This window comes from Acinetobacter sp. GG2 (assembly GCF_000292385.1).
GTDB lineage: Bacteria > Pseudomonadota > Gammaproteobacteria > Pseudomonadales > Moraxellaceae > Acinetobacter > Acinetobacter seifertii.
On sequence record NZ_ALOW01000034.1, the window covers coordinates 135,391 to 161,976 of the forward strand.

General features: G+C 39.5%; 30 protein-coding genes. 21 read left to right on the forward strand and 9 right to left on the reverse strand.

Annotated elements, in window-relative coordinates:
• Window positions 1-69: 69 nt before the first annotated feature.
• Window positions 70-507 carry a DoxX family protein gene (locus tag B554_RS0110260; protein ID WP_004705959.1) on the forward strand — a complete coding sequence of 146 codons (438 nt, stop codon included), beginning with the start codon at window positions 70-72 and terminating at the stop codon, window positions 505-507.
• 67 nt (window positions 508-574) lie between these two features.
• On the opposite strand, the gene B554_RS0110265 is transcribed toward B554_RS0110260, so the two are convergent.
• On the reverse strand, window positions 575-1,792 hold the full coding sequence (locus B554_RS0110265) for a DUF445 domain-containing protein (RefSeq protein WP_171057791.1): 1,218 nt from the start codon (window positions 1,790-1,792) through the stop codon (window positions 575-577).
• A gap of 387 nt (window positions 1,793-2,179) precedes the next feature.
• Here B554_RS0110265 and guaA point away from each other — a divergent pair, with 387 nt between their 5' ends.
• Complete coding sequence (gene guaA / locus B554_RS0110270; protein WP_004705956.1) at window positions 2,180-3,748, forward strand: glutamine-hydrolyzing GMP synthase; 1,569 nt, start codon at window positions 2,180-2,182, stop codon at window positions 3,746-3,748.
• A 55-nt stretch (window positions 3,749-3,803) separates the two neighbouring features.
• On the opposite strand, the gene B554_RS0110275 is transcribed toward guaA, so the two are convergent.
• Window positions 3,804-4,301 (reverse strand): GNAT family N-acetyltransferase, encoded by a 498-nt coding sequence (locus B554_RS0110275; RefSeq protein WP_000549856.1) that lies wholly within the window; start codon window positions 4,299-4,301, stop codon window positions 3,804-3,806.
• 273 nt (window positions 4,302-4,574) lie between these two features.
• On the opposite strand from B554_RS0110275, the gene B554_RS0110280 reads away from it, so the two are divergent.
• The 6 genes from B554_RS0110280 to B554_RS0110305 all read left to right on the forward strand — a co-directional run bounded on the left by B554_RS0110280 (window position 4,575) and on the right by B554_RS0110305 (window position 8,127).
• On the forward strand, window positions 4,575-5,102 hold the full coding sequence (locus tag B554_RS0110280) for a PadR family transcriptional regulator (protein WP_019457986.1): 528 nt from the start codon (window positions 4,575-4,577) through the stop codon (window positions 5,100-5,102).
• Window positions 5,103-5,115: 13 nt separating this feature from the next.
• Entirely contained in the window at window positions 5,116-5,505 is a 390-nt protein-coding gene (locus tag B554_RS0110285) for a Fur family transcriptional regulator (RefSeq protein WP_019457987.1), read from the forward strand.
• Between the two features lie 24 nt (window positions 5,506-5,529).
• Entirely contained in the window at window positions 5,530-5,835 is a 306-nt protein-coding gene (locus B554_RS0110290; protein ID WP_019457988.1) for a DUF3861 domain-containing protein, read from the forward strand.
• 159 nt (window positions 5,836-5,994) lie between these two features.
• A complete protein-coding gene (locus tag B554_RS0110295) occupies window positions 5,995-6,942 on the forward strand; it encodes a pirin family protein (RefSeq protein ID WP_004705952.1) in 948 nt (315 codons plus the stop codon).
• Complete coding sequence (locus B554_RS0110300) at window positions 6,939-7,346, forward strand: OsmC family protein (protein WP_019457989.1); 408 nt, start codon at window positions 6,939-6,941, stop codon at window positions 7,344-7,346. The genes B554_RS0110295 and B554_RS0110300 overlap by 4 nt, the downstream gene beginning before the upstream one ends.
• A gap of 112 nt (window positions 7,347-7,458) precedes the next feature.
• Window positions 7,459-8,127 carry a glutathione S-transferase gene (locus B554_RS0110305; protein ID WP_019457990.1) on the forward strand — a complete coding sequence of 223 codons (669 nt, stop codon included), beginning with the start codon at window positions 7,459-7,461 and terminating at the stop codon, window positions 8,125-8,127.
• Window positions 8,128-8,170: 43 nt separating this feature from the next.
• Here the strand turns inward: B554_RS0110305 and B554_RS0110310 are convergent, their stop codons facing one another.
• Both B554_RS0110310 and argS read right to left on the reverse strand, forming a co-directional pair.
• On the reverse strand, window positions 8,171-8,791 hold the full coding sequence (locus B554_RS0110310) for an SPOR domain-containing protein (protein ID WP_004705949.1): 621 nt from the start codon (window positions 8,789-8,791) through the stop codon (window positions 8,171-8,173).
• 139 nt (window positions 8,792-8,930) lie between these two features.
• Entirely contained in the window at window positions 8,931-10,721 is a 1,791-nt protein-coding gene (gene argS / locus B554_RS0110315; protein WP_004705948.1) for an arginine--tRNA ligase, read from the reverse strand.
• Between the two features lie 496 nt (window positions 10,722-11,217).
• Here argS and B554_RS0110320 point away from each other — a divergent pair, with 496 nt between their 5' ends.
• Both B554_RS0110320 and B554_RS0110325 read left to right on the forward strand, forming a co-directional pair.
• Window positions 11,218-12,915, forward strand: coding sequence for an NAD-dependent malic enzyme (locus B554_RS0110320; RefSeq protein WP_019457991.1), 1,698 nt, complete (start codon window positions 11,218-11,220; stop codon window positions 12,913-12,915).
• 238 nt (window positions 12,916-13,153) lie between these two features.
• Complete coding sequence (locus B554_RS0110325) at window positions 13,154-13,591, forward strand: hypothetical protein (protein WP_019457992.1); 438 nt, start codon at window positions 13,154-13,156, stop codon at window positions 13,589-13,591.
• A 131-nt stretch (window positions 13,592-13,722) separates the two neighbouring features.
• Here B554_RS0110325 and B554_RS0110330 read toward each other — a convergent pair whose 3' ends face one another.
• Entirely contained in the window at window positions 13,723-14,643 is a 921-nt protein-coding gene (locus tag B554_RS0110330) for a Dyp-type peroxidase (RefSeq protein WP_019457993.1), read from the reverse strand.
• A gap of 157 nt (window positions 14,644-14,800) precedes the next feature.
• Between B554_RS0110330 and B554_RS0110335 the strand changes: the two genes are divergently transcribed.
• Complete coding sequence (locus tag B554_RS0110335; protein ID WP_019457994.1) at window positions 14,801-15,430, forward strand: LysE family transporter; 630 nt, start codon at window positions 14,801-14,803, stop codon at window positions 15,428-15,430.
• Here B554_RS0110335 and znuB read toward each other — a convergent pair.
• The 3 genes from znuB to B554_RS0110350 are packed head-to-tail and all read right to left on the reverse strand — an operon-like array spanning window position 15,427 to window position 17,498.
• The gene (gene znuB, locus B554_RS0110340; protein WP_019457995.1) at window positions 15,427-16,236 is read right to left on the reverse strand and encodes a zinc ABC transporter permease subunit ZnuB; all 810 of its coding nucleotides are present in this window, start codon (window positions 16,234-16,236) and stop codon (window positions 15,427-15,429) included. The genes B554_RS0110335 and znuB overlap by 4 nt on opposite strands.
• 3 nt (window positions 16,237-16,239) lie before the next feature.
• On the reverse strand, window positions 16,240-17,028 hold the full coding sequence (gene znuC / locus B554_RS0110345) for a zinc ABC transporter ATP-binding protein ZnuC (protein WP_004705942.1): 789 nt from the start codon (window positions 17,026-17,028) through the stop codon (window positions 16,240-16,242).
• Window positions 17,001-17,498 (reverse strand): transcriptional repressor, encoded by a 498-nt coding sequence (locus B554_RS0110350; RefSeq protein WP_002054239.1) that lies wholly within the window; start codon window positions 17,496-17,498, stop codon window positions 17,001-17,003. The genes znuC and B554_RS0110350 overlap by 28 nt, the downstream gene beginning before the upstream one ends.
• 127 nt (window positions 17,499-17,625) lie before the next feature.
• Here B554_RS0110350 and B554_RS0110355 point away from each other — a divergent pair, with 127 nt between their 5' ends.
• The 10 genes from B554_RS0110355 (at window position 17,626) to B554_RS0110400 (ending at window position 25,802) form a co-directional block, all read left to right on the forward strand.
• Window positions 17,626-18,465, forward strand: coding sequence for a metal ABC transporter solute-binding protein, Zn/Mn family (locus B554_RS0110355; protein WP_019457996.1), 840 nt, complete (start codon window positions 17,626-17,628; stop codon window positions 18,463-18,465).
• 170 nt (window positions 18,466-18,635) lie between these two features.
• Window positions 18,636-19,034, forward strand: a complete 399-nt coding sequence (locus B554_RS0110360) for an ATP synthase subunit I (RefSeq protein WP_004705940.1) — start codon at window positions 18,636-18,638, stop codon at window positions 19,032-19,034.
• 104 nt (window positions 19,035-19,138) lie between these two features.
• Window positions 19,139-20,014: a F0F1 ATP synthase subunit A gene (gene atpB / locus B554_RS0110365; RefSeq protein ID WP_004705939.1), complete on the forward strand. Its 876-nt coding sequence runs from the start codon at window positions 19,139-19,141 to the stop codon at window positions 20,012-20,014.
• Between the two features lie 84 nt (window positions 20,015-20,098).
• Entirely contained in the window at window positions 20,099-20,344 is a 246-nt protein-coding gene (gene atpE, locus B554_RS0110370) for a F0F1 ATP synthase subunit C (protein WP_000424060.1), read from the forward strand.
• A gap of 38 nt (window positions 20,345-20,382) precedes the next feature.
• Window positions 20,383-20,853, forward strand: a complete 471-nt coding sequence (locus B554_RS0110375) for a F0F1 ATP synthase subunit B (protein ID WP_002054137.1) — start codon at window positions 20,383-20,385, stop codon at window positions 20,851-20,853.
• A gap of 12 nt (window positions 20,854-20,865) precedes the next feature.
• Entirely contained in the window at window positions 20,866-21,402 is a 537-nt protein-coding gene (locus tag B554_RS0110380) for a F0F1 ATP synthase subunit delta (protein ID WP_004705938.1), read from the forward strand.
• Between the two features lie 46 nt (window positions 21,403-21,448).
• Window positions 21,449-22,993, forward strand: a complete 1,545-nt coding sequence (atpA, locus tag B554_RS0110385) for a F0F1 ATP synthase subunit alpha (RefSeq protein ID WP_004705937.1) — start codon at window positions 21,449-21,451, stop codon at window positions 22,991-22,993.
• Window positions 22,994-23,070: 77 nt separating this feature from the next.
• Entirely contained in the window at window positions 23,071-23,940 is an 870-nt protein-coding gene (gene atpG, locus B554_RS0110390) for a F0F1 ATP synthase subunit gamma (protein WP_002114131.1), read from the forward strand.
• A 30-nt stretch (window positions 23,941-23,970) separates the two neighbouring features.
• Window positions 23,971-25,365: a F0F1 ATP synthase subunit beta gene (gene atpD / locus B554_RS0110395; protein WP_004705936.1), complete on the forward strand. Its 1,395-nt coding sequence runs from the start codon at window positions 23,971-23,973 to the stop codon at window positions 25,363-25,365.
• Window positions 25,366-25,382: 17 nt separating this feature from the next.
• Window positions 25,383-25,802 (forward strand): F0F1 ATP synthase subunit epsilon, encoded by a 420-nt coding sequence (locus tag B554_RS0110400; protein ID WP_004705935.1) that lies wholly within the window; start codon window positions 25,383-25,385, stop codon window positions 25,800-25,802.
• 61 nt (window positions 25,803-25,863) lie between these two features.
• Here the strand turns inward: B554_RS0110400 and B554_RS0110405 are convergent, their stop codons facing one another.
• The gene (locus tag B554_RS0110405) at window positions 25,864-26,463 is read right to left on the reverse strand and encodes a hypothetical protein (RefSeq protein WP_019457997.1); all 600 of its coding nucleotides are present in this window, start codon (window positions 26,461-26,463) and stop codon (window positions 25,864-25,866) included.
• Window positions 26,464-26,586 lie beyond the last annotated feature (123 nt).

Sequence of the window (26,586 nt, forward strand, 5' to 3'; positions counted from 1 at the left end):
TTTAATTATCAATGTCCCAAACCTAGAATGAGTTCATCAACAAATAAGCATTTAAATAAAGGTGGCTGTATGTTTAATCCAAATGTGGTGGTCAAAAATATCGTAACGCAAACAGGCGCGGACAGTTTTATTAGTCTGGTTGCTCGCGTACTTATTGCGTATATCTTCCTTGTTGCTGGCTGGGGAAAAATCACTGGTTACGCAGCAACAGCAGGTTATATGGAAGCTATGGGGGTTCCTGGTGGAATTCTACCATTAGTCATTCTGGTTGAGTTTGGTGGTGGTTTAGCTTTGTTATTTGGTTTCCAAGCACGTTTTGCAGCTTTTGGTCTTGGAATCTTTAGTATTTTGACTGCGTTCTTGTTCCACCAAGGTGGGGCTGATGCAGCAGCGCAATATAATAATAGCATCCACTTTATGAAAAATTTTGCAATGGCAGGGGGATTATTCTTCCTAATGCTTCACGGTGCTGGACGTATTAGCCTAGACCATGCAATTGAAAAATAATATTCAAGACAAAATAAAAACCGGATGAGCAATTCATCCGGTTTTTTTCATCTCTGGGTTTTTAAAGCTAGAGCATAAACTGGATTTGTAGCTCACCAACAACAAAGCCAAGTACTGCACCTACTGCAATGAGTGCCCACTCATCTTCTTTAAACGCAGGACGTAACATACCTTCAAATTCGGAGGGTGTTAATTTTTGCATACGTTCAATTAAAGTACTGCGAATATTCATCGCATCCTCTGCATAAGACTCAACATATTTCATGGTCTCTGGCAGCTGTTGCATAATACGTTCTGCAACTTGTGTTTTCATATTCTGGTATTTTTCTCCACCAATTGCGTATACAACAAGTGGACGAATGACACCTGCTTGCATATCAATTTCCTGTTTAACATGGCGGTTCACCAAATCAATCACGCGTGCAGAGTGAGTGCCGGAAAATAGCTCTTCCATCATATGACGTGAAGTTAAAAGCTGTTTGGAAATCAAGGCTGCATAGTCAGCTGCTACTTCATTCTGACGTTTAATAAACAGACCTTGCCATGTATAGCCCAATATCTTTTTAGGATAGAGCGGTCTAAACATCATTTGTAGCGCAATCCAGTCACTGAAAAATCCTACAAATCCGCCAAACATCGGCAACATCCAAGGATATTTACCTTGCGTGATAATCCAGCACAGCATCTGAATCACACCAATACCAAAACCGAATACAAAGCCAACGTTACTGAAAAATTTAAATTCTTGTTTGCCTACACGTTTAAAAATATTGTTGAGTAAACGCTTATCTTTAAGCAAATTACTAATCACCAAATGCTTAATATCAAAATATCGATTTACGTCACGTTGCACTTCACTCATGATGTGCTCGACAATTTCAGGCGCTTTGGATTGAACTCTGCGGATCAGTCTTTGACGGGCAAACTCAGGCATGCCTTCCCATAAACCGGGTTGATACTCTTGCGCAACTTCACGCGTAATATCTTCTGCTGCTGCCATTAATGGTTTTTCAATTTCTTTGGCAATACGCTTTGGGTCAAGACGAGCAAAAATTTCTTCGGGTTTAATCAGCTTGGCTGTCATGAGTTCAACAGCAATGGTTGCCATTTTTTCAGCTTTACGAGGCACAATACCTTGCCAGCCAAAAAACGGTTTAATACCTTTAAATTCAAGTGGTGAGAACATCATTTGAATGGCAATCACTTTAGTGACATAGCCAATTAAACCACTCATGAAAGGAATAGAGACATACAACCAAAAATGTTGCTGGAAATCTGCAATCATAGTTTGAAGCATTGTTGTTCCTTAGATTTCTATTGATTTTGATATGGGGCAACAAGCCATAAAAAACGGATCACTGTTTAAGGACAGACAAATATCGCTTAATGGTATTTACCTTTCCATGGTAATGCCTGTTTTATCGGGTCATCTTAACATCAAATTCATGAGGATGTTGCATAGAATGTGATGAATTTATCAATGTGTATGAAGATTTTAAGCGGCATGCAGTACATTGATAAATATCAATAAATTTATATTTATATCGATCAATCTAAATATCAAAATGATTATGATATGAAAAAAACAAGATATATGATGATTTGCGGTGCGCCGAAGCGTGAAAAATGTTAAAATGGCGCGCTTAATTCTTTTGCCATTTAGTGGTTTGTCATGACTACCAATACTCAAATTACTGAAGATCGTATCCTGATTCTGGATTTCGGCTCTCAATATAGTCAGCTCATTGCACGTCGTGTACGTGAAGCTGGTGTTTACTCTGAAATGTATGCCTTTGATATGTCTGAAGAAGACATTCGTGCTTTTAACCCAAACGGTATTATTTTGTCAGGTGGACCTGAGAGTGTGCATGAAGAGGGCAGCCCACGAGCACCACAGGTGGTGTTTGAATTAGGCGTTCCAGTATTGGGTATTTGCTATGGTTTACAAACCATGTCTGAACAGTTAGGCGGTAAAGTTGAGCCGGGTACTGTACATGAGTTTGGTTATGCCGAAGTTGATATCGTTAAACGTGACCAACTTATTGGTAACTTACAAGACCGTGAAAACCAACTTCATGTTTGGATGAGCCACGGCGATAAAGTGAGCCAGATTCCAGAAGGTTTTACGATTACTGCAAGCACACCAAGCTGTCCAGTTGCTGCTGTAAGTGATGAAGCGCGTCGTTTCTATGGCGTGCAGTTCCACCCAGAAGTAACGCACACGGCAAAAGGTGAAGAGTTACTTGCAAACTTCGTTCATAAAATTTGTGGATGTGGTGGCCTTTGGACACCTGAACACATTATCGATTTACGTGTAGAACAATTACGTCAGCAAATCGGTGATGAAAAAGTTCTTTTAGGTCTTTCTGGTGGTGTTGACTCATCTGTTGTTGCTGCGCTTTTACACAAAGCAATTGGCGACCAGTTAACATGTGTATTTGTTGATAATGGCTTACTTCGTTTAAACGAAGGTGACCAAGTAATGCAAATGTTTGCTGAAAACATGGGTATCCGTGTGATTCGTGCAGATGCTGAACAACGTTTCTTAACTGCATTGGCTGGTGAAGTTGATCCAGAGAAAAAGCGTAAGATCATTGGCCGTGAATTCATCGAAGTATTTGCTGAAGAAGCACGTAAACTTGATGGCGTGAAATTCTTGGCACAAGGTACGATTTACCCAGACGTAATCGAATCTGCTGCAAGCAAACAAGGTAAAGCACACGTTATTAAATCTCACCACAACGTGGGTGGTTTACCTGACGATTTAGAGTTTGAATTGGTTGAACCTTTACGTGACTTGTTCAAAGACGAAGTACGTAAGTTAGGTACTACACTTGGCTTGCCACACAGCATGATTTACCGTCATCCATTCCCGGGCCCTGGTTTAGGTGTTCGTATTTTGGGTGAAGTTAAAAAAGAATATGCAGATATTCTTCGTCTTGCTGATGACATCTTTATGCAAGAGCTTCGCGACAGCGGTTGGTACGACAAAACTGCTCAAGCATTTGCTGTATTCCAACCAGTTAAGTCAGTTGGTGTAGTAGGTGATGGTCGTCGTTATGCATGGGTAATCGCACTTCGTGCAGTTGAAACGGTTGACTTTATGACAGCTCGTTTTGCGCATTTACCATATGAATTGGTTGATAAAATCTCAACGCGTATTATGAATGAAATTAAAGATGTATCACGTGTGGTATACGACGTGTCATCTAAACCACCAGCAACGATTGAGTGGGAATAAGCAAATGAAAAGGCAGGATTTAATCCTGCCTTTTTTATGTCTATTGATAAAAGCATTATTTATGTTTATCGATATACTGGTGATTAGTAATAAAAAAAATACTTTGATTTGAACCAAAACGTTCTACTGATTTCTCAAAAACCATTCCAACACGTTCTAGTAATTTGATTGATGCTTTGTTCTGTGTTTGAGTCTCAGCTATTACTTTCTTAAGATTTAACTCATTAAATGAATAATTTAAAACAAATTCAAGTGCTTGAGTTGCATATCCATATCCCATATATTCTGGCAGCAATTCATATGATACTTCGATATCTGAGCCGTCATGATGAGTATCCAGAGATATAATTCCTAGAAAATTATGATCAGTAGAAGATCGAATTGCCCAAATAGGTAATTTACTTGGAGTATTAATATCAGTATGTGCTCGCGTTTGAGCTAGAGATACTTCCAAGGGTCCACCTAAATACTTTCTAGTCGTATCATTTGTATAAAGTCTAACTAAATTAGAGGCATCTGCTAATGTTAAATCGCTTAAATAACACAAGTGCATATTATTTATGATTAAAAAGAAAAATTAACATATTACATTTTATAAGAAATTCATTCTAAATATTATTTTCTTTGTTAGCTTAAACTTCTTCTCAGAAAACTAGCTAGTAAGATGCTTAAGCACTCTTTTTTTATTGCTTAACTTTTAAAGCTAAAAATTAATCTTGATAACTATCAATACAATAGATCATATATTATTACTTATACTTGATAAAAGATATATTAAGATATATCTTAATATGCATAAATTAAACATTTTAGAGAATCTTCAAAGATGAAACAACAATCAGAACATCATCATACTGAGCACAATGAACATCACCACGGCCATCACCGTTCGGGGCGTCGTGGAAGACTTTTTGAAGCTGGACGAATGAAACTTTTAGTCCTTCACCTTATTCAGCAAAGTCCTAAGCATGGTTATGAAATTATTAAAGAAATAAGTGATTTGGTCGGTGATGGCTATACGCCTAGTGCGGGAACAATCTATCCGACTTTGACCAGTCTTGAAGAAATGAATTTGATTAGTTTGCTAGATGTAGAGCGCAAGCAATATCAAATTACGGAGTTTGGTGAGGCTTATTTAACTGAACAAAAAGATAAGTTAAGTGCACTGTTAGAAAAATTACGCTTAAGACGTGAAATTCACAGTAATGATCAATTAATTGAAATTCACCGCGCCATGGAAAATTTGAAAACAGCCTTACGTTTGAAATTGAATACTACTGACATAAAGCAAGAGCAGATCTATCAAATTGCCGAAAAAATTGATCAGGCTGCGGTTGCAATCGGGCGTCTATAAGTTGAGATACAACATGTTAGAGCTACAGCAAAAAATCAAAGAAGCGGGCCTAAAAGTCACTCATCCAAGACTTACTGTTCTGTCTTTAATTCAACAGCAAGCAGAAGATCTAACGGTTAAACAGATTTATCAAAAGCTATATACCCAAAAACAGAAGTTGAGTTTAGCAACAGTTTATCGGGTGGTCAGTGATTTGGTAGGAGCAGGCCTAATTTCAAATACTCAATTCCAACGAGGTGAAGCCAAATTTAACTTATCAGACTTAGCCAACAATCAACTGCTACAGATTCATTGTGCAGAACTGACTGAAGCCAAACAAGAACAATTTCTAGCGAGTTTGCAATCGGTATTTAATCAATTTCAAGTTGATTTGAAGCAGGTTGAAATTATCCAAAACCATTAATTTTTTAATAGAGAGAATGTATCTATGAAACAACATCAATATCACGTTACAGTACAACATTTAAAAGATGCCAAAGGCGAAGTTTCTACCTATACGGAAAGACTTGAGTTCTATACTGGTAATCATGACGATATTTTTGAGATTGTTGAAAAGCTAAAGAATGTAGAATTTTTCGATGATCAAACTACAAAATCTTTTACTGTTGGTCTAAAGTTATTTAGTGAAGTCATGTTGGAAAATCGAGATCATGCATTGTTTCAAGAGTTCTTTCCGCAGTTCGGGCAATTTATGAAAAATCTAAAACAGCTCGTTAAAACTCAATCATCTTAAGCTGCTGAATGCAGCTTTATTTATTTTTATAACTAAAAAAAGGATTGTCTCATTCATAACACCCTGTGTATTACTAAAAGACTATATTGAATAATGAGTGTATTGTTAAGATCAGTATAACAACTCATTGCAAAAGCATAGGTAAAAGAGAGTAATATCATGAGCAATAATAATGATTACGATATTTCTGATTCAAAAGATTGTGAGAAATTTGCCAATCAATTTATTCAGGAATTTCCAATTCGCTCTGCTGAAATTGGACAGGGGACAGTCATTAAGCGGGCTTTACCTAGCCGTCAAAAGCGAATGATTGGTGCGTGGTGTTTCCTAGATCATGCAGGCCCAGTAACTTTTCCAGCTGGTGATGGTCTAGATGTTGGTCCTCATCCTCACATTGGTTTGCAAACCTTCACGTGGATGATTGAAGGCACCATGATGCATACTGATAGTTTAGGTTCAAAGCAATTGATCCGTCCTAAACAAGTAAACCTGATGACAGCAGGTCATGGTATCTCTCATACAGAAGTTGCCCCTGATACAGAAACTCAAATGCATGCTGCCCAGCTTTGGATCGCATTGCCTGACCATAAGCGCAATATGGATCCTAAATTTGAACACTACCCAGAACTACCTGTTGTTGAAAAGGATGGTTTAGAGTTTACCGTCCTTGTGGGTGAATACTTGGCAACTACTTCCCCAGTTGCAGTGCATACGCCGTTAGTAGGTGTTGATTTAATTGCTACCGAAGATACTAAAACTCGTATTCCACTAAATCCTGAGTTTGAATATGGTTTTATGGCATTAGATGGGGTTGCCCATGTGAATGGCCATGAACTCACTGCCGACAACATGGTTGTATTAGATACGGGTTTAAGTGAAATTGAAATTGAAGTAAAGAAAGGGAACCGTGTGCTGTTAGTAGGTGGTGAACCGTTTGAAACTCCAATTTTACTATGGTGGAACTTTGTTGCACGTACAATGGATGATTTAAAAGAAGCGCGGGAGCAGTGGATTAATCATGATGTGCGTTTTGGTGAAATTCCAGACTACGTGGGTGCGCGTTTAGAAGCGCCAGTTCTTCCAGATCAAATGAGAGCATCAAAATGACAGCAGTAATCGCAAGCAGTAAAGCAAAGCCTCTTGCTGAGCAGTGGAAGGGCGAAATCACCAGTGGTCGTCATCAATATTTTTGTGACGAACCAGAGAAGTTGGAAGGGCATGACCAAGGTCCAGCTCCTTATGATTTACTTACCGGGAGTCTGGCAGCTTGTACACTTATTACTTTAAGAATGTATGCAAAGCATAAAGATTATGACTTTGGTGAGTTCTCGGTTGAAATTGATTTTCATACCAATCGTGAGCATGAAGAACATATTGAACGTCGTATTGTTTTTAAACAGTTACCAAGCGAAGAACTACAGCAAAAAATATTAACAGTGTGTAGTAAAACGCCTGTTACTAAAACTTTGTTACGTAGTTTAGACATTCATACTGTGCTTGTTACAGTGTAAAAATGCTATTTTGTTGAGGTGGATGATTTTATATCCATCCCACAAATGGAATAAAACAGCATGTTCACATGCTGTTTTTTATGTAAAAAGAAAAATAAAAGTAGGCAATAGCATGATTAGTGTACACCACCTGGAATGTTCGCGATCGTTTCGGATTTTATGGGCTTTAGAAGAATTAGGCTTAGATTATGATATTCATTATTATCAACGTCTTCCCAACTATTCTGCGCCAGAAACACTGAAATGTATTCATCCTCTCGGCAAAGCCCCAATTTTGACAGACGATGAACAAGTCATTGCAGAGTCAGCGGTCATTTTGGAGTATTTACAGCAGCGTTACGATCAAAATCAGCAATTTAAGCCTAAGCAAGCTCAGGATTTGCAGCAGTATATTTACTGGATGCACTATGCTGAAGGTTCGCTTATGCCCTTATTGGTGATGACTTTGGTTATGAATAGTGTGAATAAACATGTACCTTGGTTAATCCAACCTGTCGCAAAAAAAATCACAGAAGGGGTTAAAGCAAGTTTTGTTCGTCCACGTATGAAAGATCATATTAGTTTTTTAGAAAACTACTTGTCTGAACATGAATATTTTGCAGGGGATTTTTCATTTGCTGATATTCAAATGAGCTTTCCACTAGAAGCTCTTCAGTCCCGTTTACAAGGTAAATATCCGCATATTCAAGCCTTTTTACATCGTATTCAGCAGCGGCCAGCTTTTCAAAAGGCAAAACAAAAGAGTTTGGGTTCAAACGAAAGAAATTGTGCTGACATATAAAAGAAAAGGAACAAATATTTGTTCCTTTTTTATCACTCTTGCTTTATTTGCGTTTAATTACGATAGAGTCAATACCACTATGTTGTAATGTTTGCTGGGCTGCAAGCGCAGCATCTTGAGTATCATATGGACCAGAAATAACACGATACCAAGTCTTACCATTTTCAGAACTTTTGACTACATCGGCAGATAAGCCATTTAAAATAATTTCTGCACGACGAGCATCTGCTTGATCGGGATCTGTATAGCTACGGACTTGTAAAATGTAATTTGGTTGTTGAGGGGCAGCAGCTGTAGAGTCATCGCTATCAGTAGTAGCAACAGACTCAGATGCAGCAGGTTGTGCTGTACTAGGCGCCTCTACAATCATTGCTGTACCCTGATTTTTACTTTCAGGGATTGCTTGTTCCGGAATAGGGGTTACTTGTTGCTGAGGCAATAGATCATAAAAGCGATAGTCTTTATTGGTCTCTTCTTCTTTATAGTGATCAGACGTAATCTGATTTTTTGAAGAAACAGGTTGCCACGGTTTCCACAGCATGAGCATTACCGCAATGCATAAGACGACTAAAATAGCGACAAGTGTCCCTAGCCATTTAGGGATTAAAGGCTTTTTAGGCTTATTAGGTCTTTCAGATACACCGCGTTGCGTTTTGCCAAACACGTGGATTATTCCTCTGTCTTTTGATTGTTTTCTTTCGAGTTTACTTTAAAACATCGCTCTGTAAGGTTTATATCATCACAAAGCGATGTCTTTTACAGCATGGCTGAATATGTAGTTCTACCAAATATCCAGCATTTATTTACATGGCTTCAGGTGCAGAAACACCAAGTAATTCTAAGCCATTACGCAATACTTGTTGTACATTGATTGAAAGTAATAAGCGTGCTTGTGTAAGTTCAGCATCATCACTTAAAACTTTGTGTTCATTGTACCAACCGTGGAATAGCGCAGCTAATTCCTTTAAGTAGTTACCTACTTGGTGTGGTTCATACGCATTAGCAGCACGTAATACAACGTCTGGATATGCAGCAAGTTTAGCAAGAATTTCAGTTTCTGCATCAAGTGATAAACGTGCAGCATGCGAACGAGCAGCATCCACTTCAAACTGTAAGCCAGTGCTTGCTGCTTTTTCTAACATACGGCAGATACGTGCATGAGCGTATTGAATATAATAAACCGCATTGTCTTTGCTTTGTGATACAGCAAGATCTAAGTCAAAGTCAATGTGTTGTTCGCTTTTACGCATTACATAGTAAAAACGAGCAGCATCGTTCCCAACTTCTTTACGTAAGTCGCGTAAAGTCACGAATTGACCTGAACGAGATGACATTTGAACCATCTCGCCACCGCGCCACAAACTTACGAACTGAACTAAAAGAACAGTCAATTTTTTCGAGTCATAACCCATCGCATCAATCGCAGCTTTTACGCGAGAGATATAGCCGTGGTGGTCAGAACCCCAAATATCAACAAGGTCAGTATAACCACGTTGTAATTTATTTAAGTGGTAAGCAATATCAGAGGCAAAGTAAGTCGTTTGACCATTACGTCGCTTAACAACACGGTCTTTTTCATCGCCAAATTCAGTCGATTTAAACCAGATGTTGCCATCTTTTTCATACAAGAAACCACGTTGATCAAGTGTTTCTAAAGCTTCATCAATTTTTGCGCTAAGAGATGCTTCACTGAACCATTGATTGAAAGTTACGCCAAAGTCAGCAAGGTCATCTTTAATGTCATCTAAAATCGCATGAAGAGCGGCTTGATGGAAAACACGGTAGCCTTCACCTAATAATTGTTGTGAGTTGGCAATAAGACCATCAATGTGCTTTTCTTTGTCACCAGACAATACAACTTTATTGCCTTCGCTATCGAGTTCATCTGCATATTGCACGTCTTCTGGCACATCTTTATAGACGTCTGCTACATCACGAACATATGCATTGTTATCTTTGTCGATAATACTTTGGGCAATCTCTTTAACGTAGTCGCCTTGATAAGCATTTTTTGGAAATACAAGGTCTTGGCCCAATAATTCTAAATAACGTAAATAGGTAGAAGTCGCCAAAATATCCATTTGACGGCCAGCATCATTTACATAGTATTCGCGATCAACTTTAGCACCTGTTGCTTCAAGCAAGTTTGCAACAGTCATACCATAAGCAGCACCCCGGCCATGACCTACGTGTAGGCTAGATGTCGGGTTTGCAGAAACGAATTCAACTTGAATCTTTTTCGCTGCATTTGATTGGCTGCGGCCAAAGATTTCTTTTTGAGCTTGAATTTGATCAAGAATCGCAAAACGCTGGTCAGCATTTAAAAAGAAATTGATAAAACCAGGACCTGCGATTTCCGCTTTGCTGATATCTGCAACTTCTGGTAGAGCCGCAAGAATTTTTTCAGCTAAATCACGTGGTTTCATACCAGCAGCTTTAGAGCCGATCATGGCAATATTAGAAGCAAAGTCGCCATGGCTTCGGTCTTTGGTGCGCGTTAAATTGCTTGAATTATTCCAATCCGAAGGAAGCACGCCTTCTTGCTGAAGGGTTTGCACTGCATGGTCGAGAGCTGCTTGTATTGCCGTATTCATATCAATCGAAAATAGATGTCGCAGAAAAACGTCAAATATAGCAAATTTCCTATGAGTTGGGGGAGTGCATTTAACGCTTTCACTGAATTTCTTTCTTTTCGTTCCCTACAACTATTTTTTTTGTAAATATTGAAAAATAAGCCTAAGTAAATCCTTAAAGCTCGTAAATATAGGCTTTTTAGACAATATTTTCTAAATTATAAGATAGTAAAACACTTGGTATTTCTTATAAAAATGTAAGAGGCTGAAAAACTATAAGCTTCTAGGCCAAGTATAGTGTTAATAAAGAATGATTTTAAAAAAACTACAAATCATAAGTAATTAATTTTTAATATTTATTTTATATTATATATTTACTAAATAGTCTTCAATTTCAATATCACGGTTTAAAATACCTATTTCGTCTCAAATAGTCTTAAGCTTACGCATACAACGAACTTTAGAGAGTGCTGAAACTGTACTTTTCGGAGTTCTAAGCTGGAAAATGAGATAGGCAATGATATCAGGACACCCAAGTAAACACCCACTTTATATCCCTTATGCAGGCTATACACTTTTAGAGTTACCCCTTTTAAATAAAGGATCTGCTTTCACTCAAGAAGAAAGAAGTAACTTTAACTTACACGGGTTACTTCCACATATTATTGAAACTATTGAAGAGCAAAGCCAACGCTCTTATCAGCAATATTGTGCTTTTAATGATGATATAAATAAGCACATCTATTTACGCAATATCCAAGATACCAACGAAACTCTTTTTTATCACTTAATCGAAAATCATCTTGAAGAAATGATGCCGATTATTTACACCCCAACTGTGGGTGAGGCGTGCCAGCGTTTTTCTGATATCTATCGCCGTCATCGTGGTATTTTTATTTCATATCCAGATCGTGATGTGATTGATGATATTTTACAAAACGTTAATAAAAACAATGTTAAAGTCATCGTAATTACTGATGGTGAGCGTATCTTGGGTCTTGGTGACCAAGGTATTGGTGGTATGGGTATTCCAATTGGGAAACTCTCACTTTATACCGCATGTGGTGGTATTAGCCCTGCTTACACATTGCCAATCACAATTGATGTAGGGACGAATAACCCTCAATTATTAAATGACCCGATTTATATGGGATGGCGTCAACCACGTATTAGTGGTGATGAGTATTATGAATTTGTAGATATGGTGATTGAGGCCGTAAAACGTCGTTGGCCAAAAGCACTCATCCAGTTTGAAGATTTCGCACAAAAAAATGCGATGCCATTATTAGAAAAATATCGCGATAAAATTTGTTGTTTTAACGATGATATTCAAGGAACAGCAGCGGTATCTGTTGGTAGTTTGATTGCTGCAAGTCGTGCAGCAGGCAAACAATTAAAAGACCAGAAAATTGCTTTCTTAGGTGCTGGTTCGGCAGGTTGTGGTATCGCAGAGCAAATTGTTGCTCAAATGGTTGCTGAAGGTTTAACCGATGCTGAAGCGCGTGCTCGCGTTTATATGGTAGACCGTTTTGGTTTGATCACTGAGAATCAGCCAAACTTGCTCGACTTCCAACGTAAGTTGGCACAAAAAGCTGAGGTAGTTGATCAGTGGGGCAATATTGAAGAAGTGATTTCACTACTTGATGTTGTTAAAAATGCTAAGCCTACAGTGTTAATTGGTGTTTCTGGCCAACCAGGTCTATTCACTGAAGAAATTATTAAGACCATGGCTGCCAATTGTGAGCGACCAATTGTCATGCCGTTGTCTAACCCTACTTCACGTGTTGAAGCTGTACCGGCTGATATTGTGGAATGGACTGAAGGTAAAGCATTAATTGCAACGGGTAGTCCGTTTGCACCTGTAAATCATCATGGCAAACTTTACAATATTTCGCAGTGTAACAACTCATACATCTTCCCCGGTATTGGTTTGGGTGTAGTTGCATCAGGTGCTAAACGTGTTACAGAAAACATGCTTATGGCATCAAGTAGTGCATTAGCAGACTGTTCACCATTGTTGAAAGATCCACAAGCTGACTTATTGCCACCTTTGGGCGAAATTCAACAAGTGTCTAAAGTGATTGCATTTGAAGTAGCAAAAGCTGCAATGGCAGATGGTGTGGCTGTAACCATTAGCGATGATTTGCTTAAACAGAAGATTGAACAATCATTCTGGAAACCAGAATACCGTAAATATAAGCGAATTCCTTTCTAAAATATTAGACGTGTAAAAAAGGGAGTAAAGTACTCCCTTTTTTATTAACTTAATTTGGCTACAGAGGCTTTTAAATCTTCTAAAAATAAAATAGATGATTCACTTTTATAAAATATTACTAATCTAAAATGATAAGTTATTTGTAAGTTTTGCTTTAGTTAATATTAGATATACTTACTAGGTAATGGCTTTAATTAAGATCAGTTTTTAAATAACACATAATTATGAGTACTTTTTCATGAAAAATATTTATATTTTAATTTTTATAGGCGCTTTAATGGCGTGTAGCGATAAAAGTCCAGATAAAGCCCAACATGATGCTAGTCATAAGTCAGATGTGGTGCGGACGGATAAAAATCAATCAGGCTCTGCTGTAAGTGAAAAGAAAGAGAGTGCGGGTAAGGCAGTTAAAGCAGCTGATCAAGTAGGGGAAATCTCTTGTTCAAATCCAAATATTACGCGATGGTATGGTTTTAATGAGAGTGTTGCTGAGCCTAAATGTGAAGTGGTAAAAAACTTTCAACTGTCAGCTTATAAGTGTGATATTTCTAAAAATTCCTTTGGTGAAAATAAAGATGCCATTTTACTAGAAAATCAAGATAAACGAATTTTTGTTTATTTAACTTCTAAAGACTGCAATGAAGTACTTGAAATAAGAAATGCGAATGGGCCTTAAGTTTTTATTTAAGAGTGATTTTTATTAATTTATAAAAGTAAAGATAATATCTTTGTAAAATGTCAAAGTCCTTGTTCTTTGGTTTTAAATAAAAAAGTAGCTACCGTGGTGATAGCTACTTTTTAAAAAACTTAATTCTCTAAAACTTCTTCTAGTAACTCTTCACTTGGTGCAAAGTAATATGCGCCGTCTAGTGGTGTTACAAAATGCAATAGGCGGTCATGAATGCCATCGCCACTTGTGCCAAACATACGCTTCAACATAGCATCAATAATGTTCAGGTCTTTAGTGTAAGCAATGAAGAATAAGCCTTGATCACCTTTACCATCACCATAAGGTAAACTATGACGTAGGATTTCCATTTCTTCGCCTTCATCATCTTCAACGACAGTACGAGCAACGTGAGCATTGTCTGGTTTAACGTCATCATCTAATTCAATAGATTCAAGCTTGGTACGTCCCATGACATTTTCTTGTGCATCGACTTTAAGTTTTTTCCATTTTTCCAAGTCATGTGCATAGCGCTGTGCAAATATGAAACTACCATCTGCAAATACTCCAGCACTTTCTGGGAGGAGAGCGGTTTCTGCACGGTCATCTGGAAATTGAGGATTTTCAGTACCATCTATAAAGCCAGTCATATCTCGACCATCGAAATAGCGGAAACAAACACGTTCATCCAGAACTTCAACTTTATCTTTAATACCTTCAAAAAATGCTTGGCTTAATGCAAAACAAATATCTGAACGCATACTGGCAATGTGAATAAGCACATCAGCTGGTACGACAGGCATATTGAATGCACCATTTTCTGGTTCAAGTTGTTTAAAGCCAGCAGGAGATTGACTGTAAAGCTGTTTCCAGAGTTCTGGACCAAAAGCGACTGCTGTTTTGATTTGCGCGTCTGAATGCTGAGTAATGAGACGGTCACGTGTTTCGAATAAAGCTTCGAGTTGTTCTTTTAATTCAGCAATTGTTAGATCTTTTAAGCGAAGAACAATAAAACGGGCATGATCAGATGGTAATGGCAAAATGACAGATTGAGCAGTCATTGGAAGGTATCTCCTCAATTATAATTTAGTATGAGCTTCAATTATTGTGCCTGATGCGAAGAGCTGTTAGTAGTCTATTTCTTGATTTTATTGTTTGAATTATCGCCGCGATAGTTTTATAAAACGGTATAATTCCACTTTTATTGTTTATTTCATTATGTCTTTGCAAATTTGGTTTGCTTATATGCTGGCCTGTTGGGTTATTAGTATTTCTCCTGGAGCGGGCGCGATTGCTTCTATGTCGAGTGGTCTAAACTATGGTTTTAGACATGGTTACTGGAATGCGATTGGTTTGCAAATTGCTTTGTTAATTCAAATCATGATTGTAGCAGCGGGCGTAGGCGTTTTATTCGCGACGACGCCGTTGGCTTTTCAGATGGTTAAATGGTTTGGGGTAGCTTATTTATTGTATTTAGCCTATTTGCAGTGGACAGCACCTATAAAAGACATCGAAATTCAACATGAAAAAAAGAATAAATCTATTTCAGCGCTACTATTGAATGGCTTTGTGGTCAATATCAGTAACCCAAAAGCGATTGTATTTTTATTGGCGGTTTTGCCTCAGTTCTTAGATTTAAGCAAACCTCAATGGATACAATATCTGATTATGGCAGCTACTATGATTACCATTGATTTAATTGTAATGGCTGGATATACAGGGCTGGCATCAAAGGTTTTAAGATTACTTCGCTCACCTAAACAACAAAAATATTTAAATCGTGGTTTTGCTGTCATGTTTAGTTGCGCGGCTTTATTACTCAGTACAGTTCATCAAGCAGCCTTTTAGGCCGCTTGAGTTTGGTTTTTGATTTTTTGAACCATGAAAATAAGAGCAAAACCCAAAGCCATACATAAAACAATACTGAGGCCAGTTGAGATATTTAGTGCTGCGCTTGACCATAGGCCGACACTGACACCAAGTTGAGCTAAAACAAAAGCCCAAACAACCATTTGCTTTGGTGAATGAGCGAGTAGTCGAGCGCTCAATGCTGGAATAACCAGTAAAGCACCCATTAAAAGTGAACCTACTGCTCGTAAAGCTAATACTGTAAATAAGGCTAGCAGTAACATAAAAATGAGACGCTGCCATTTCGCATTTACCCCTTCACTAATCGCAATGTCTGGATCAATGGCAATTTGAATTTGAGGTTGCCAAAAGCGATAAAGAATTGCCAGTGATACGGCAATAATTAATGTGAAAACAGGTAAATCGTGCCAGTCGATACTGAGTAAGTCACCGAATAAATAACTTAAAAGCTCTGGTCTTAAACTTGGAACATGTTGAATAAATAGAAGACCACTACATAGTAATGTTGCTGAGCATAAGGCAAGTAGAGCATCGTTTGGTAAACGATTGTCATGCAGTGCCCATAAAATAGCGACTAATAAAATGGCAGTACCTGCTACGCCAAGCCAGAGGGGAAGGCTTAAAGCACCAGCAATTGCTACTCCAAGTAAGGTTCCATGTGCCATGGTGTCTGCAAAAAAAGACATACGTCTCCATAGCATGAGACAACCAAGTGGTGCGGTCAAAAAGACCAATAAGGTTCCCATAATCCATGCGGGCAACAATAATTGTAACCATTCCATCATGGCTTAAGCTTCCGGTTCTGGGTGAATGTGAGGTCGACTATTGTGAGGGCAGGGGTGTGCTGCATCACCATGCGCACAGTGGTCATGATGGTGTTGATAAAAGACTCGCTGGGTACCAAATATTGCTTGGTACTCAGGATGCTGCTGAATATTTTCAGGTAAACCGCTGCAACATATATGTTTATTTAAACAAACAACTCTATGCGTCCCTTGCATAACCCATTGTAGGTCATGTGAAACAATTAAAATGGCACATCCATAACGCTCCGGCAGACTACGCACATACTCATAAAGCTCAGCTTCAGATTGAATATCTAGACCTTGCATCGGTTCATCAAGAACGAGGATATCTGGCTTTCTAAGTAAAGCACGTGCGAGCAGCACACGTTGGCGCTCTCCACCAGAAAGCTGCTGTACTTTTGATTGTTGTAGCTTTGCAATGCCAGTGTCTTGAATAATTTCTTGGCGAAGGGCAGGGCTACATTTTTCAAGATCTAATAAATCTTGAACACGTAAAGGAAGACTATGAGAAGGGTTAAACTTTTGAGGGACATAAGCCATTTTTAGTTTTTTGTCGCTTATGACACGTCCGCTACTTGGTTTTAAAATTCCAAGTAGAACTTTAATTAAAGTCGACTTACCCGCACCATTTGGACCAATTAAGGTCACAATTTCATTTTGATGCAGATCAAAATCGACTTTTTTTAATATATCCCGATCATCACGGTGAACAGAAACCTGTTCAAGTTGAATCAATACAGGATTTAGCGAGCTGTGCGGCACTGCTGGCATTTCCCCGAAATTTCAATAATGCTGTGTTGTGCTGTGAAGTCATCTAAAGCTGCAAGTTGGTCGAGTTGTTGAGTCAGACCTTGTGAAGATGCTTCTTTAACAGTGTGACATTCGGTGCAAATTAAGAATGCAGCTTGATGTCCTTCGCGTGGATGACAGCATGGAATATAAGCATTAATAGATGTTAAGCGATGAATTAGACCTTTTTCTAATAAGAAGTCTAAAGTTCTATAAACAGTAGGAGGAGCGGCAGGACGATCAGTTTGACTTTTAATACGTGCTAATAAGTCATACGCACCCATTGGACCTGAAGCATTTAAAATGAGTTCAAGAACTTCTTTACGTAAAGGCGTAAGACGTGCACCAACCGCAGAACATAAAGTTTCTGCTTCAGCTAAACGACTTGCGACATTATGGTGATCATGCACACCATGCAAAGAATCATGATGTTCATGCGTGCAAGAACTCATAGACATAACCTCAAATTTTTAATGGAATATTAGCATGAAGCGATGCTTCATTCGATTAATCTTAGGTATTTTTGTAACTTTGTTATATTATAACATGCTTCGAGCTATTACTAATTGATGGTCTGTCATGTTCCGCGTTTTTGTTTTCAGTATGTTCTCTCTAATGAGTACGCTAGGTTGGAGTCAGGGTTTGGTTGTCTCTACACACCCAATCTATTTGATTGCAAAAGAAATTACCAAAGGCGTTGAAGAGCCTCAGTTGTTGCTTCAAGGTCAAAGTGGGCATGACGTACAACTCACCCCGGCGCATCGTAAAGCTATTAATGATGCTTCTTTAGTGATCTGGTTAGGAAAAGCCCATGAAGCTCCACTAAATAAATTGCTGAGTAACAATAAGAAAGCAATTTCTTTATTAGACAGTGGTATTCTTTCTGTTTTGCCGCAGCGTAATACGCGTGGCGCTGCTTTACCAAATACTGTAGATACGCATGTCTGGTTAGAACCAAACAATGCAGTGCGGATTGGTTTTTTTATTGCGGCTTTGCGTTCGCAGCAGCATCCTGAAAGTAAAGCGAAGTATTGGAATAATGCTAATGCATTTGCTCGGAATATGTTGCAGGCAGCTCAAGCTTACGATAGCTCAAGTAATGGTAAACCTTATTGGTCTTATCATGATGCTTATCAGTATTTGGAACGCTCGCTTAATTTAAAGTTTGCAGGCGCTTTAACGGATGATCCGCATGTTGCGCCTACAGCGGCTCAAATTAAGTATCTTAATGATAATCGACCAAAACCTCAGATGTGTTTACTTGCAGAAAGTTTCACAACAAAAGGTCAATATCAGAAACTGGGCAGTATTACCTTCCAACCCGTTGATGAAAGTATGAATAATGAGGACGATTTTGTAACAGCATGGAAGAAACTGGCTATAAAAACCGATAAATGCGTATTAAATACGCAAAAGTAAGATAAAAAGTAAACAAAGGCTGACTGTAGCGTCAGCACCACCTGTCACGAAAAACCCCGACTAAAGTCGGGAAAAGATTGCATGTTCAGGGGTGTAACTCTATAATGCCTGCGATTAAAAGCGATCATCAGCTAAACTTGTCAAGCATTTATGCTGTGAGTGGATAAATAATGAGCCAAACTAGTCGCTTGATTGACCGACGATTAGCAAAAGCTTTGGTCTTCTTACAAGCATGCATGATCCCTGTTTCCGCACTTGTGGCGTGGAGCATAAAAGACATGACAGCAGCATTAAGTGCGGCACTTGGTGCATTGGTCTGCTGGCTTGCTACCAGTTATTTTGCGTGGCAATCCTTCAGAACAGCAGGTGCGAGAGCATCGAAACAAGTGCTGTCTAACATGTATAGGGGCATGTTAGGCAAATTTGCAATCATGATCGTTGGATTTATTTTGATTTTGAGCAATGTTAAACCTTTATCACCGTTAGCATTGCTGTTTGGTTTTATCCTCGTTCAAATGATGTCGTGGGTTGCTCCTTTTTGGGTTTCACGTCTACAAAAACGAGTATAGAAACAAGAAGAATTGAAGATTTTTTGGAGGGTGGCGAGATATCGACAGTACGCCGATGTTCGTTTCCCTTCTTTTTAGTAATTGACATTGACCAGGTGTGATTTATGGCTGCTGAAGAACATGCCCTCACTTCGACAGAGTATATCAAGCATCACTTGACCAATATGACCTATGGCAAAATGCCAGATGGTACATGGAAATTGGCTGAGACTGCTGAAGAAGCTCATTCGATGGGGTTCACTGCAATTCACTTGGATTCAATGGGTTGGTCAATTGGCCTTGGTGTGATTTTCTGTTTGTTATTTTGGATGGTTGCGAAAACTGCGAAAGCTGGTGTTCCAACAAAATTCCAATCTGCAATTGAAATGATCATTGAGTTTGTTGACTCAAGTGTCCGTGATACTTTTCATGGCAAATCACGTTTAATCGCTCCACTTGCACTTACTATTTTCGTGTGGATTTTCCTCATGAACTTAATGGACTTGATCCCAGTTGACTGGATTCCTCAAGTAGCTGCATTTATTGGTGCTAACGTATTTGGTATGAACCCTCACCACGTTTACTTCAAGATCGTTCCATCTACAGATCCAAACATTACCCTTGGTATGTCTTTATCTGTATTTGTACTTATCTTGTTCTACAGCATCCGTGAGAAGGGTGTTGGCGGTTTCGTAGGCGAGTTGGCACTTAACCCATTTAACCCAAGTAATCCAGTTGCAAAAGCGTTGCTTATTCCAGTGAACTTGATTTTGGAATTGGTAACATTCCTTGCTCGTCCTATTTCATTGGCTCTCCGACTGTTCGGTAACATGTATGCCGGTGAGTTAATCTTTATCCTGATTGCATTATTGCCGTTTTGGATTCAATGGGCGTTATCTGTGCCTTGGGCGATCTTCCACATTCTTGTAATCACGTTGCAGGCATTCATCTTTATGATGCTTACCATCGTTTACTTGAGCATGGCAAGCGAAAAACATTAATGGTATTGCCTAACTATCAAATGATGGTTGGGCTGAATTTTTTTAATTTAATTTGGTAATAACCTAACCTCTGAGGAATTTTTCATGGAACTCACTTTAGGTCTAGTTGCAATTGCATCTGCTATCTTGATCGCTTTCGGTGCTTTGGGTACTGCGATTGGTTTTGGTCTTTTGGGTGGTCGCTTTTTAGAAGCTGTAGCTCGTCAACCAGAATTAGCTCCACAACTTCAAACTCGTATGTTCTTAATCGCGGGTCTTCTTGATGCTGTGCCTATGATCGGTGTTGGTATTGGCTTGTTCTTCATCTTCGCTAATCCATTTGTAGGTTAATCATCTTAATTCCTAAATCCACTATTTGAGGAATTGCAATGAATATCAACCTCACATTGATTGGTCAAGCGATTGCGTTTGCGTTTTTTGTCGCATTCTGCATGAAGTTTGTTTGGCCACCACTAATCAATGCGATTAGTGAGCGTCAGCGTAAAATCGCTGATGGCTTAAATGCAGCAGAAAAAGCGAAAGCTGACCTTGCCGATGCACAAGCGCAAGTGAAGCAAGAACTTGATGCAGCTAAAGCACAAGCGGCTCAATTGATCGAACAAGCGAACCGTCGTGCAGCGCAATTGATCGAAGAAGCTCGTACTCAAGCTGCGGCTGAAGGTGAGCGTATTCGTCAACAAGCTAAAGAAGTTGTTGATCAAGAGATCAATTCTGCTCGCGAAGAATTACGTCAACAAGTAGCTGCCTTGGCAGTAACTGGTGCAGAAAAGATCCTGAACCAACAAGTTGATGCAGAAGCTCATAACGCCATGCTGTCTCAGCTGGCTGCTAAACTTTAAGCGAGGCGAATTATGGCTGAACTCTTGACGTTGGCACGTCCGTATGCCAAAGCAGCATTTGCTTATGCTTCTGAGCAAGGTGCAACAGACAATTGGTCGAATGCGTTACAAGTGCTCAGTGCTGCGGTGCAAGACGAAGCATTTTCCGCTTATTTAAATCGCCCTGAACTTACTCCTGCGGAGCAAGTGAAGCTTTTTGCTAAAGTTTTAGGTGAAGATCAATCTCAAGCAGTGTCTAACTTTTTGACACTTCTTGCAGATAACGATCGATTAGTGTTGTTACCTGAAATTGCAGCAGAATATGAACAGCTTAAATCACAGAATAACAATACGGTTGATGTCGTGATTGAATCGGCGTTTCCGTTAACTTCTGTTCAGGAACAATTGCTTGCACATGCGTTAGAAAAACGCTTCAAGGCAGCAGTTAATGTTTCTGTAGAAGTTAATCCTGCTTTGATTGCAGGTGTGGTTATTCGTGCAGGCGATCAAGTGATAGATGATTCTGCGCTTAACAAGCTTGAAAAAATGCGTACTCGTCTTCTTGCATAATGCAAATGATGAAGACTGAACTAATAAAAGATTGAGGAATAGCGCAATGCAACAACTGAATCCATCCGAGATCAGTGCGCTCATTAAACAGCGTATCGGAGATCTGGACACCAGCGCGACCGCTAAAAACGAAGGTACCATTGTTATGGTATCCGACGGTATCGTGCGTATTCACGGTCTTGCTGATGCAATGTACGGTGAAATGATCGAATTCGACGGCGGCTTATTTGGTATGGCACTGAACCTAGAACAGGATTCAGTGGGTGCCGTTGTTTTAGGTAACTACCTAAGCCTTCAAGAAGGTCAAAAAGCTCGTTGTACAGGTCGTGTTTTAGAAGTTCCAGTTGGTCCTGAACTTCTTGGCCGTGTAGTAGATGCTTTGGGTAACCCAATTGATGGTAAAGGCCCAATTGATGCAAAATTAACTGATGCTGTTGAAAAAGTAGCACCAGGCGTAATTTGGCGTCAATCTGTAGACGAGCCTGTTCAAACTGGTTATAAATCAGTTGATACCATGATTCCTGTGGGTCGTGGTCAGCGTGAGTTGATTATTGGTGACCGTCAAACTGGTAAAACAGCAATGGCGATCGATGCGATCATCGCTCAGAAAAACTCTGGCATTAAATGTGTATACGTTGCGATTGGTCAAAAACAATCAACAATTGCAAACGTTGTACGTAAGCTAGAAGAAACTGGCGCTATGGCGTATACAACTGTTGTCGCTGCTGCGGCTGCTGATCCTGCTGCAATGCAGTATTTAGCTCCGTACTCTGGCTGTACAATGGGTGAATACTTCCGTGACCGTGGTGAAGACGCTCTTATCATTTATGATGATTTGTCTAAGCAAGCTGTTGCTTACCGTCAAATTTCATTGCTTTTACGTCGTCCACCAGGTCGTGAAGCGTATCCGGGTGACGTATTCTATCTTCACTCACGTCTTCTTGAACGTGCTTCACGTGTATCTGCTGACTACGTTGAGAAATTCACTAATGGCGCAGTAACTGGTCAAACTGGTTCTTTAACTGCATTGCCAATTATTGAAACTCAAGCGGGTGACGTATCTGCATTCGTACCAACGAACGTAATTTCGATTACTGACGGTCAGATCTTCTTAGAAACATCATTATTCAACGCAGGTATCCGTCCTGCTGTGAACGCGGGTATCTCTGTATCTCGTGTTGGTGGTTCTGCTCAAACTAAGATCATCAAAAAATTGTCTGGTGGTATCCGTACCGCTTTAGCACAATACCGTGAATTGGCTGCGTTTGCTCAGTTCGCTTCTGACCTTGATGAAGCAACTCGTAAGCAACTTGAACATGGTCAACGTGTAACTGAGTTAATGAAGCAAAAACAATATGCTCCTTACTCAATTGCTGACCAAGCTGTTTCTGTTTATGCATCTAACGAAGGCTATATGGCTGACGTAGAAGTTAAGAAAATCGTAGACTTTGATGCTGCGTTAATTGCTTACTTCCGTTCTGAATATGCTCCGTTGATGAAACAAATCGATGAAACTGGTGATTACAACAAAGACATCGAAGCAGCAATCAAAGCAGGTATTGAAAGCTTTAAAGCGACTCAAACTTACTAAGTTCAGTTTTAGTTAAGTTTGGTTCACGGATCAACCTTCGGAAGCTCGAAAGGGCTTTCGAATACTAGGTTAAGCGTATGGCAAATTTAAAAGAAATTCGCGCCAAAGTAGCTAGTATCAAGAGCACGCAAAAGATTACTCGCGCGATGCAAATGGTAGCTGCTTCTAAAATGCGTCGTGCGCAAGAGCGCATGGCTCAGGGCCGTCCGTATGCCGATAATATGCGCCGTGTAATTGCTCACTTGGTACAAGCAAACCCTGAATACAAACACCGTTATATGGTTGACCGCCCAGTTAAGCGTGTTGGCTATATCGTAGTGTCTTCAGATCGTGGTTTGGCAGGTGGCTTGAACATTAACTTGTTCAAGAAAGTTGTGCAGCATGTCAAAGCACAACAACAGCAGTCAATTGAAGTTGAATTTGCTTTAATTGGTCAAAAAGCGGTTTCGTTTTTTAAGAATTACGGCGGTAAAGTGCTTGGTGCAACTACCCAACTTGGCGATGCGCCGAGTTTGGAACAGTTAACTGGCTCAGTGCAGGTTATGCTTGATGCATTTGATAAAGGCGAATTAGATCGTATCTACCTCGTATCAAATGGCTTCGTTAATGCAATGACTCAGCAGCCTAAAGTAGAACAACTTGTTCCTTTAGCACCAGCAGAAGAAGGCGATGATCTCAACCGTACTTATGGTTGGGACTATATCTACGAACCAGAAGCAGAAGAATTGTTAAATGGTTTGTTGGTTCGCTATATCGAGTCTATGGTTTATCAAGGTGTGATTGAGAACGTTGCATGTGAGCAGTCAGCTCGTATGGTCGCGATGAAAGCAGCGACAGACAACGCAGGACAATTGATTAAAGACCTACAACTCATTTACAACAAGCTGCGTCAAGCCGCGATTACTCAGGAAATTTCCGAGATCGTTGGCGGTGCCGCTGCCGTTTAACATTATTAAGTTTGAATTGAGGAGACAGCAATGAGTAGCGGTCGTATCATTCAGATCATCGGCGCGGTTATCGACGTCGAGTTTGAGCGCACAAGCGTTCCTAAGATCTATGACGCTCTCCAAGTTGACGGTACTGAAACTACTTTAGAAGTTCAGCAACAACTTGGTGATGGTGTTGTTCGTACCATCGCAATGGGTTCTACAGAAGGTCTTAAACGTGGCCTTAATGTAACTAGTACAAACGCACCGATCTCTGTTCCAGTGGGTCCAGCTACGCTTGGCCGTATCATGGACGTTTTAGGTCGCCCTATCGATGAAGCAGGTCCTGTTGCGACTGAAGAACGTTTGCCGATTCACCGTCAAGCGCCTTCTTATGCTGAACAAGCAGCTTCTACTGACCTTTTAGAAACTGGTATTAAAGTAATTGACTTACTTTGCCCGTTTGCAAAAGGTGGTAAAGTTGGTTTATTCGGTGGTGCGGGTGTTGGTAAAACCGTTAACATGATGGAATTGATCAACAACATCGCAAAAGCACACTCAGGTTTATCTGTGTTTGCTGGTGTTGGTGAGCGTACTCGTGAAGGTAACGACTTCTATCACGAAATGAAAGATTCTAACGTTCTTGACAAAGTAGCAATGGTCTACGGTCAGATGAATGAGCCACCAGGTAACCGTTTACGCGTAGCGTTAACTGGTTTGACTATGGCTGAATACTTCCGTGATCAAAAAGACGAAAATGGTAAAGGTCGTGACGTATTATTGTTCGTCGACAACATCTACCGTTATACACTTGCGGGTACTGAAGTATCAGCATTGTTAGGTCGTATGCCATCTGCGGTAGGTTACCAACCTACACTTGCAGAAGAAATGGGTGTTCTTCAAGAGCGTATTACATCTACTAAATCTGGTTCGATCACATCGATCCAAGCAGTATATGTACCTGCCGATGACTTAACAGACCCATCGCCTGCAACTACATTTGCTCACTTAGATGCAACAGTAGTATTGAGCCGTGACATCGCATCTTCTGGTATTTACCCAGCGATCGATCCACTTGACTCAACTTCACGTCAGTTAGACCCATTAGTTGTTGGTCAAGAGCACTATGAAATTGCGCGCGCAGTACAAAACGTATTGCAACGCTATAAAGAGCTTAAAGACATCATCGCAATCTTGGGTATGGATGAATTGGCAGAAGAAGATAAATTGGTTGTTTACCGTGCGCGTAAAATCCAACGTTTCTTCTCTCAACCATTCCACGTAGCTGAAGTATTTACTGGTGCTCCTGGTAAATTAGTACCACTTAAAGAAACGATTCGTGGCTTTAAAGGTCTATTAGCTGGTGAATACGATCACATCCCAGAACAAGCGTTCTATATGGTTGGTGGTATTGACGAAGTGATTGCTAAAGCTGAGAAACTCTAATTTAAGGAGATCATCTCATGGCGACTATGCAATGTGATATCGTAAGTGTTAAAGAGTCTATTTACTCTGGCGCAGTATCGATGTTAATCGCGAAAGGTGCAGGTGGTGAGCTTGGTATTTTGCCAGGACACGCTCCACTTGTTACTTTGCTTCAACCGGGCCCGATTCGTGTTCAGTTGGAAAATGGTACAGAAGAAATCGTCTATGTATCTGGCGGTGTTTTAGAAGTTCAACCTCATGTTGTAACGGTTCTTGCAGATACTGCTATCCGTGCTGACAATTTGGATGAAGCAGCAATTTTAGAAGCACGTAAAAATGCTGAACAATTGCTTGCAAACCAAAAGAGTGATTTGGACTCAGCTGCTGCTTTAGCATCTCTTTCAGAGATTGCAGGTCAGCTTGAAACAATCCGTAAAATCAAAAACCGCGCTCAATAAGACGCGGTTTGAGATTGAAAAAGCCACCTTACGGTGGCTTTTTTTATTGCTAAAAAGAAAATTAAGAATCAGTTTTTGAATCTGATTTGTCATCTCCTGCCACAATTAGTGCAGCAAGTTTGACCATATCCATTTGGATTGTATTGAGCTGTTTCTCAATTTGATCAAAATCGATTTGTTGTAATTTTCCATTTAATAAAGGCATACTTAAAACTTGTTGATTTGCCTGTAATAAGTTTTGACGAATATTTTCAACTTCCTGACTTTTAATATCTAAACTAAGTAGTGCTTGATTTAAGCCTTTTAACTGCTGTTTTAGTGTCGTTACAGTTGTTTTTAGCTCTTGCTGATCTTTATCTTGAATGGCTTGCTCAACATCAAGTTGAGTATCCTTAAGCTTTTCAATATAGTCACCGGCTTTGAGTTGTAAGTTCGCAGCATCTCGAACAATATAAAAAACATTCCCATTTTTTAATTCATTTTTATTATTTTTAGGCAGAGTTTCTTCTTGAGAATTATCAGTTTGATCTAGTGTTTGTTCAGTAGCTTGAGCAGAGTCTTGATCTTTTGCACGATCTTGTGCTTGATCACATCCAAGTAATAGCATACCTGAAGCAAAAATCACAAAAGGAAGAAATGCACCTTGTAAAACTTTTTTCATAACTACAAACAATACCAACTAAAGCAAGTGCGTACTATATGCATAAAATATGTAGAAATAAGGTATTGTTGCAAATGAACAACATTTTGACCAGACAATAAAAAAGAGTGCTACAGCACTCTT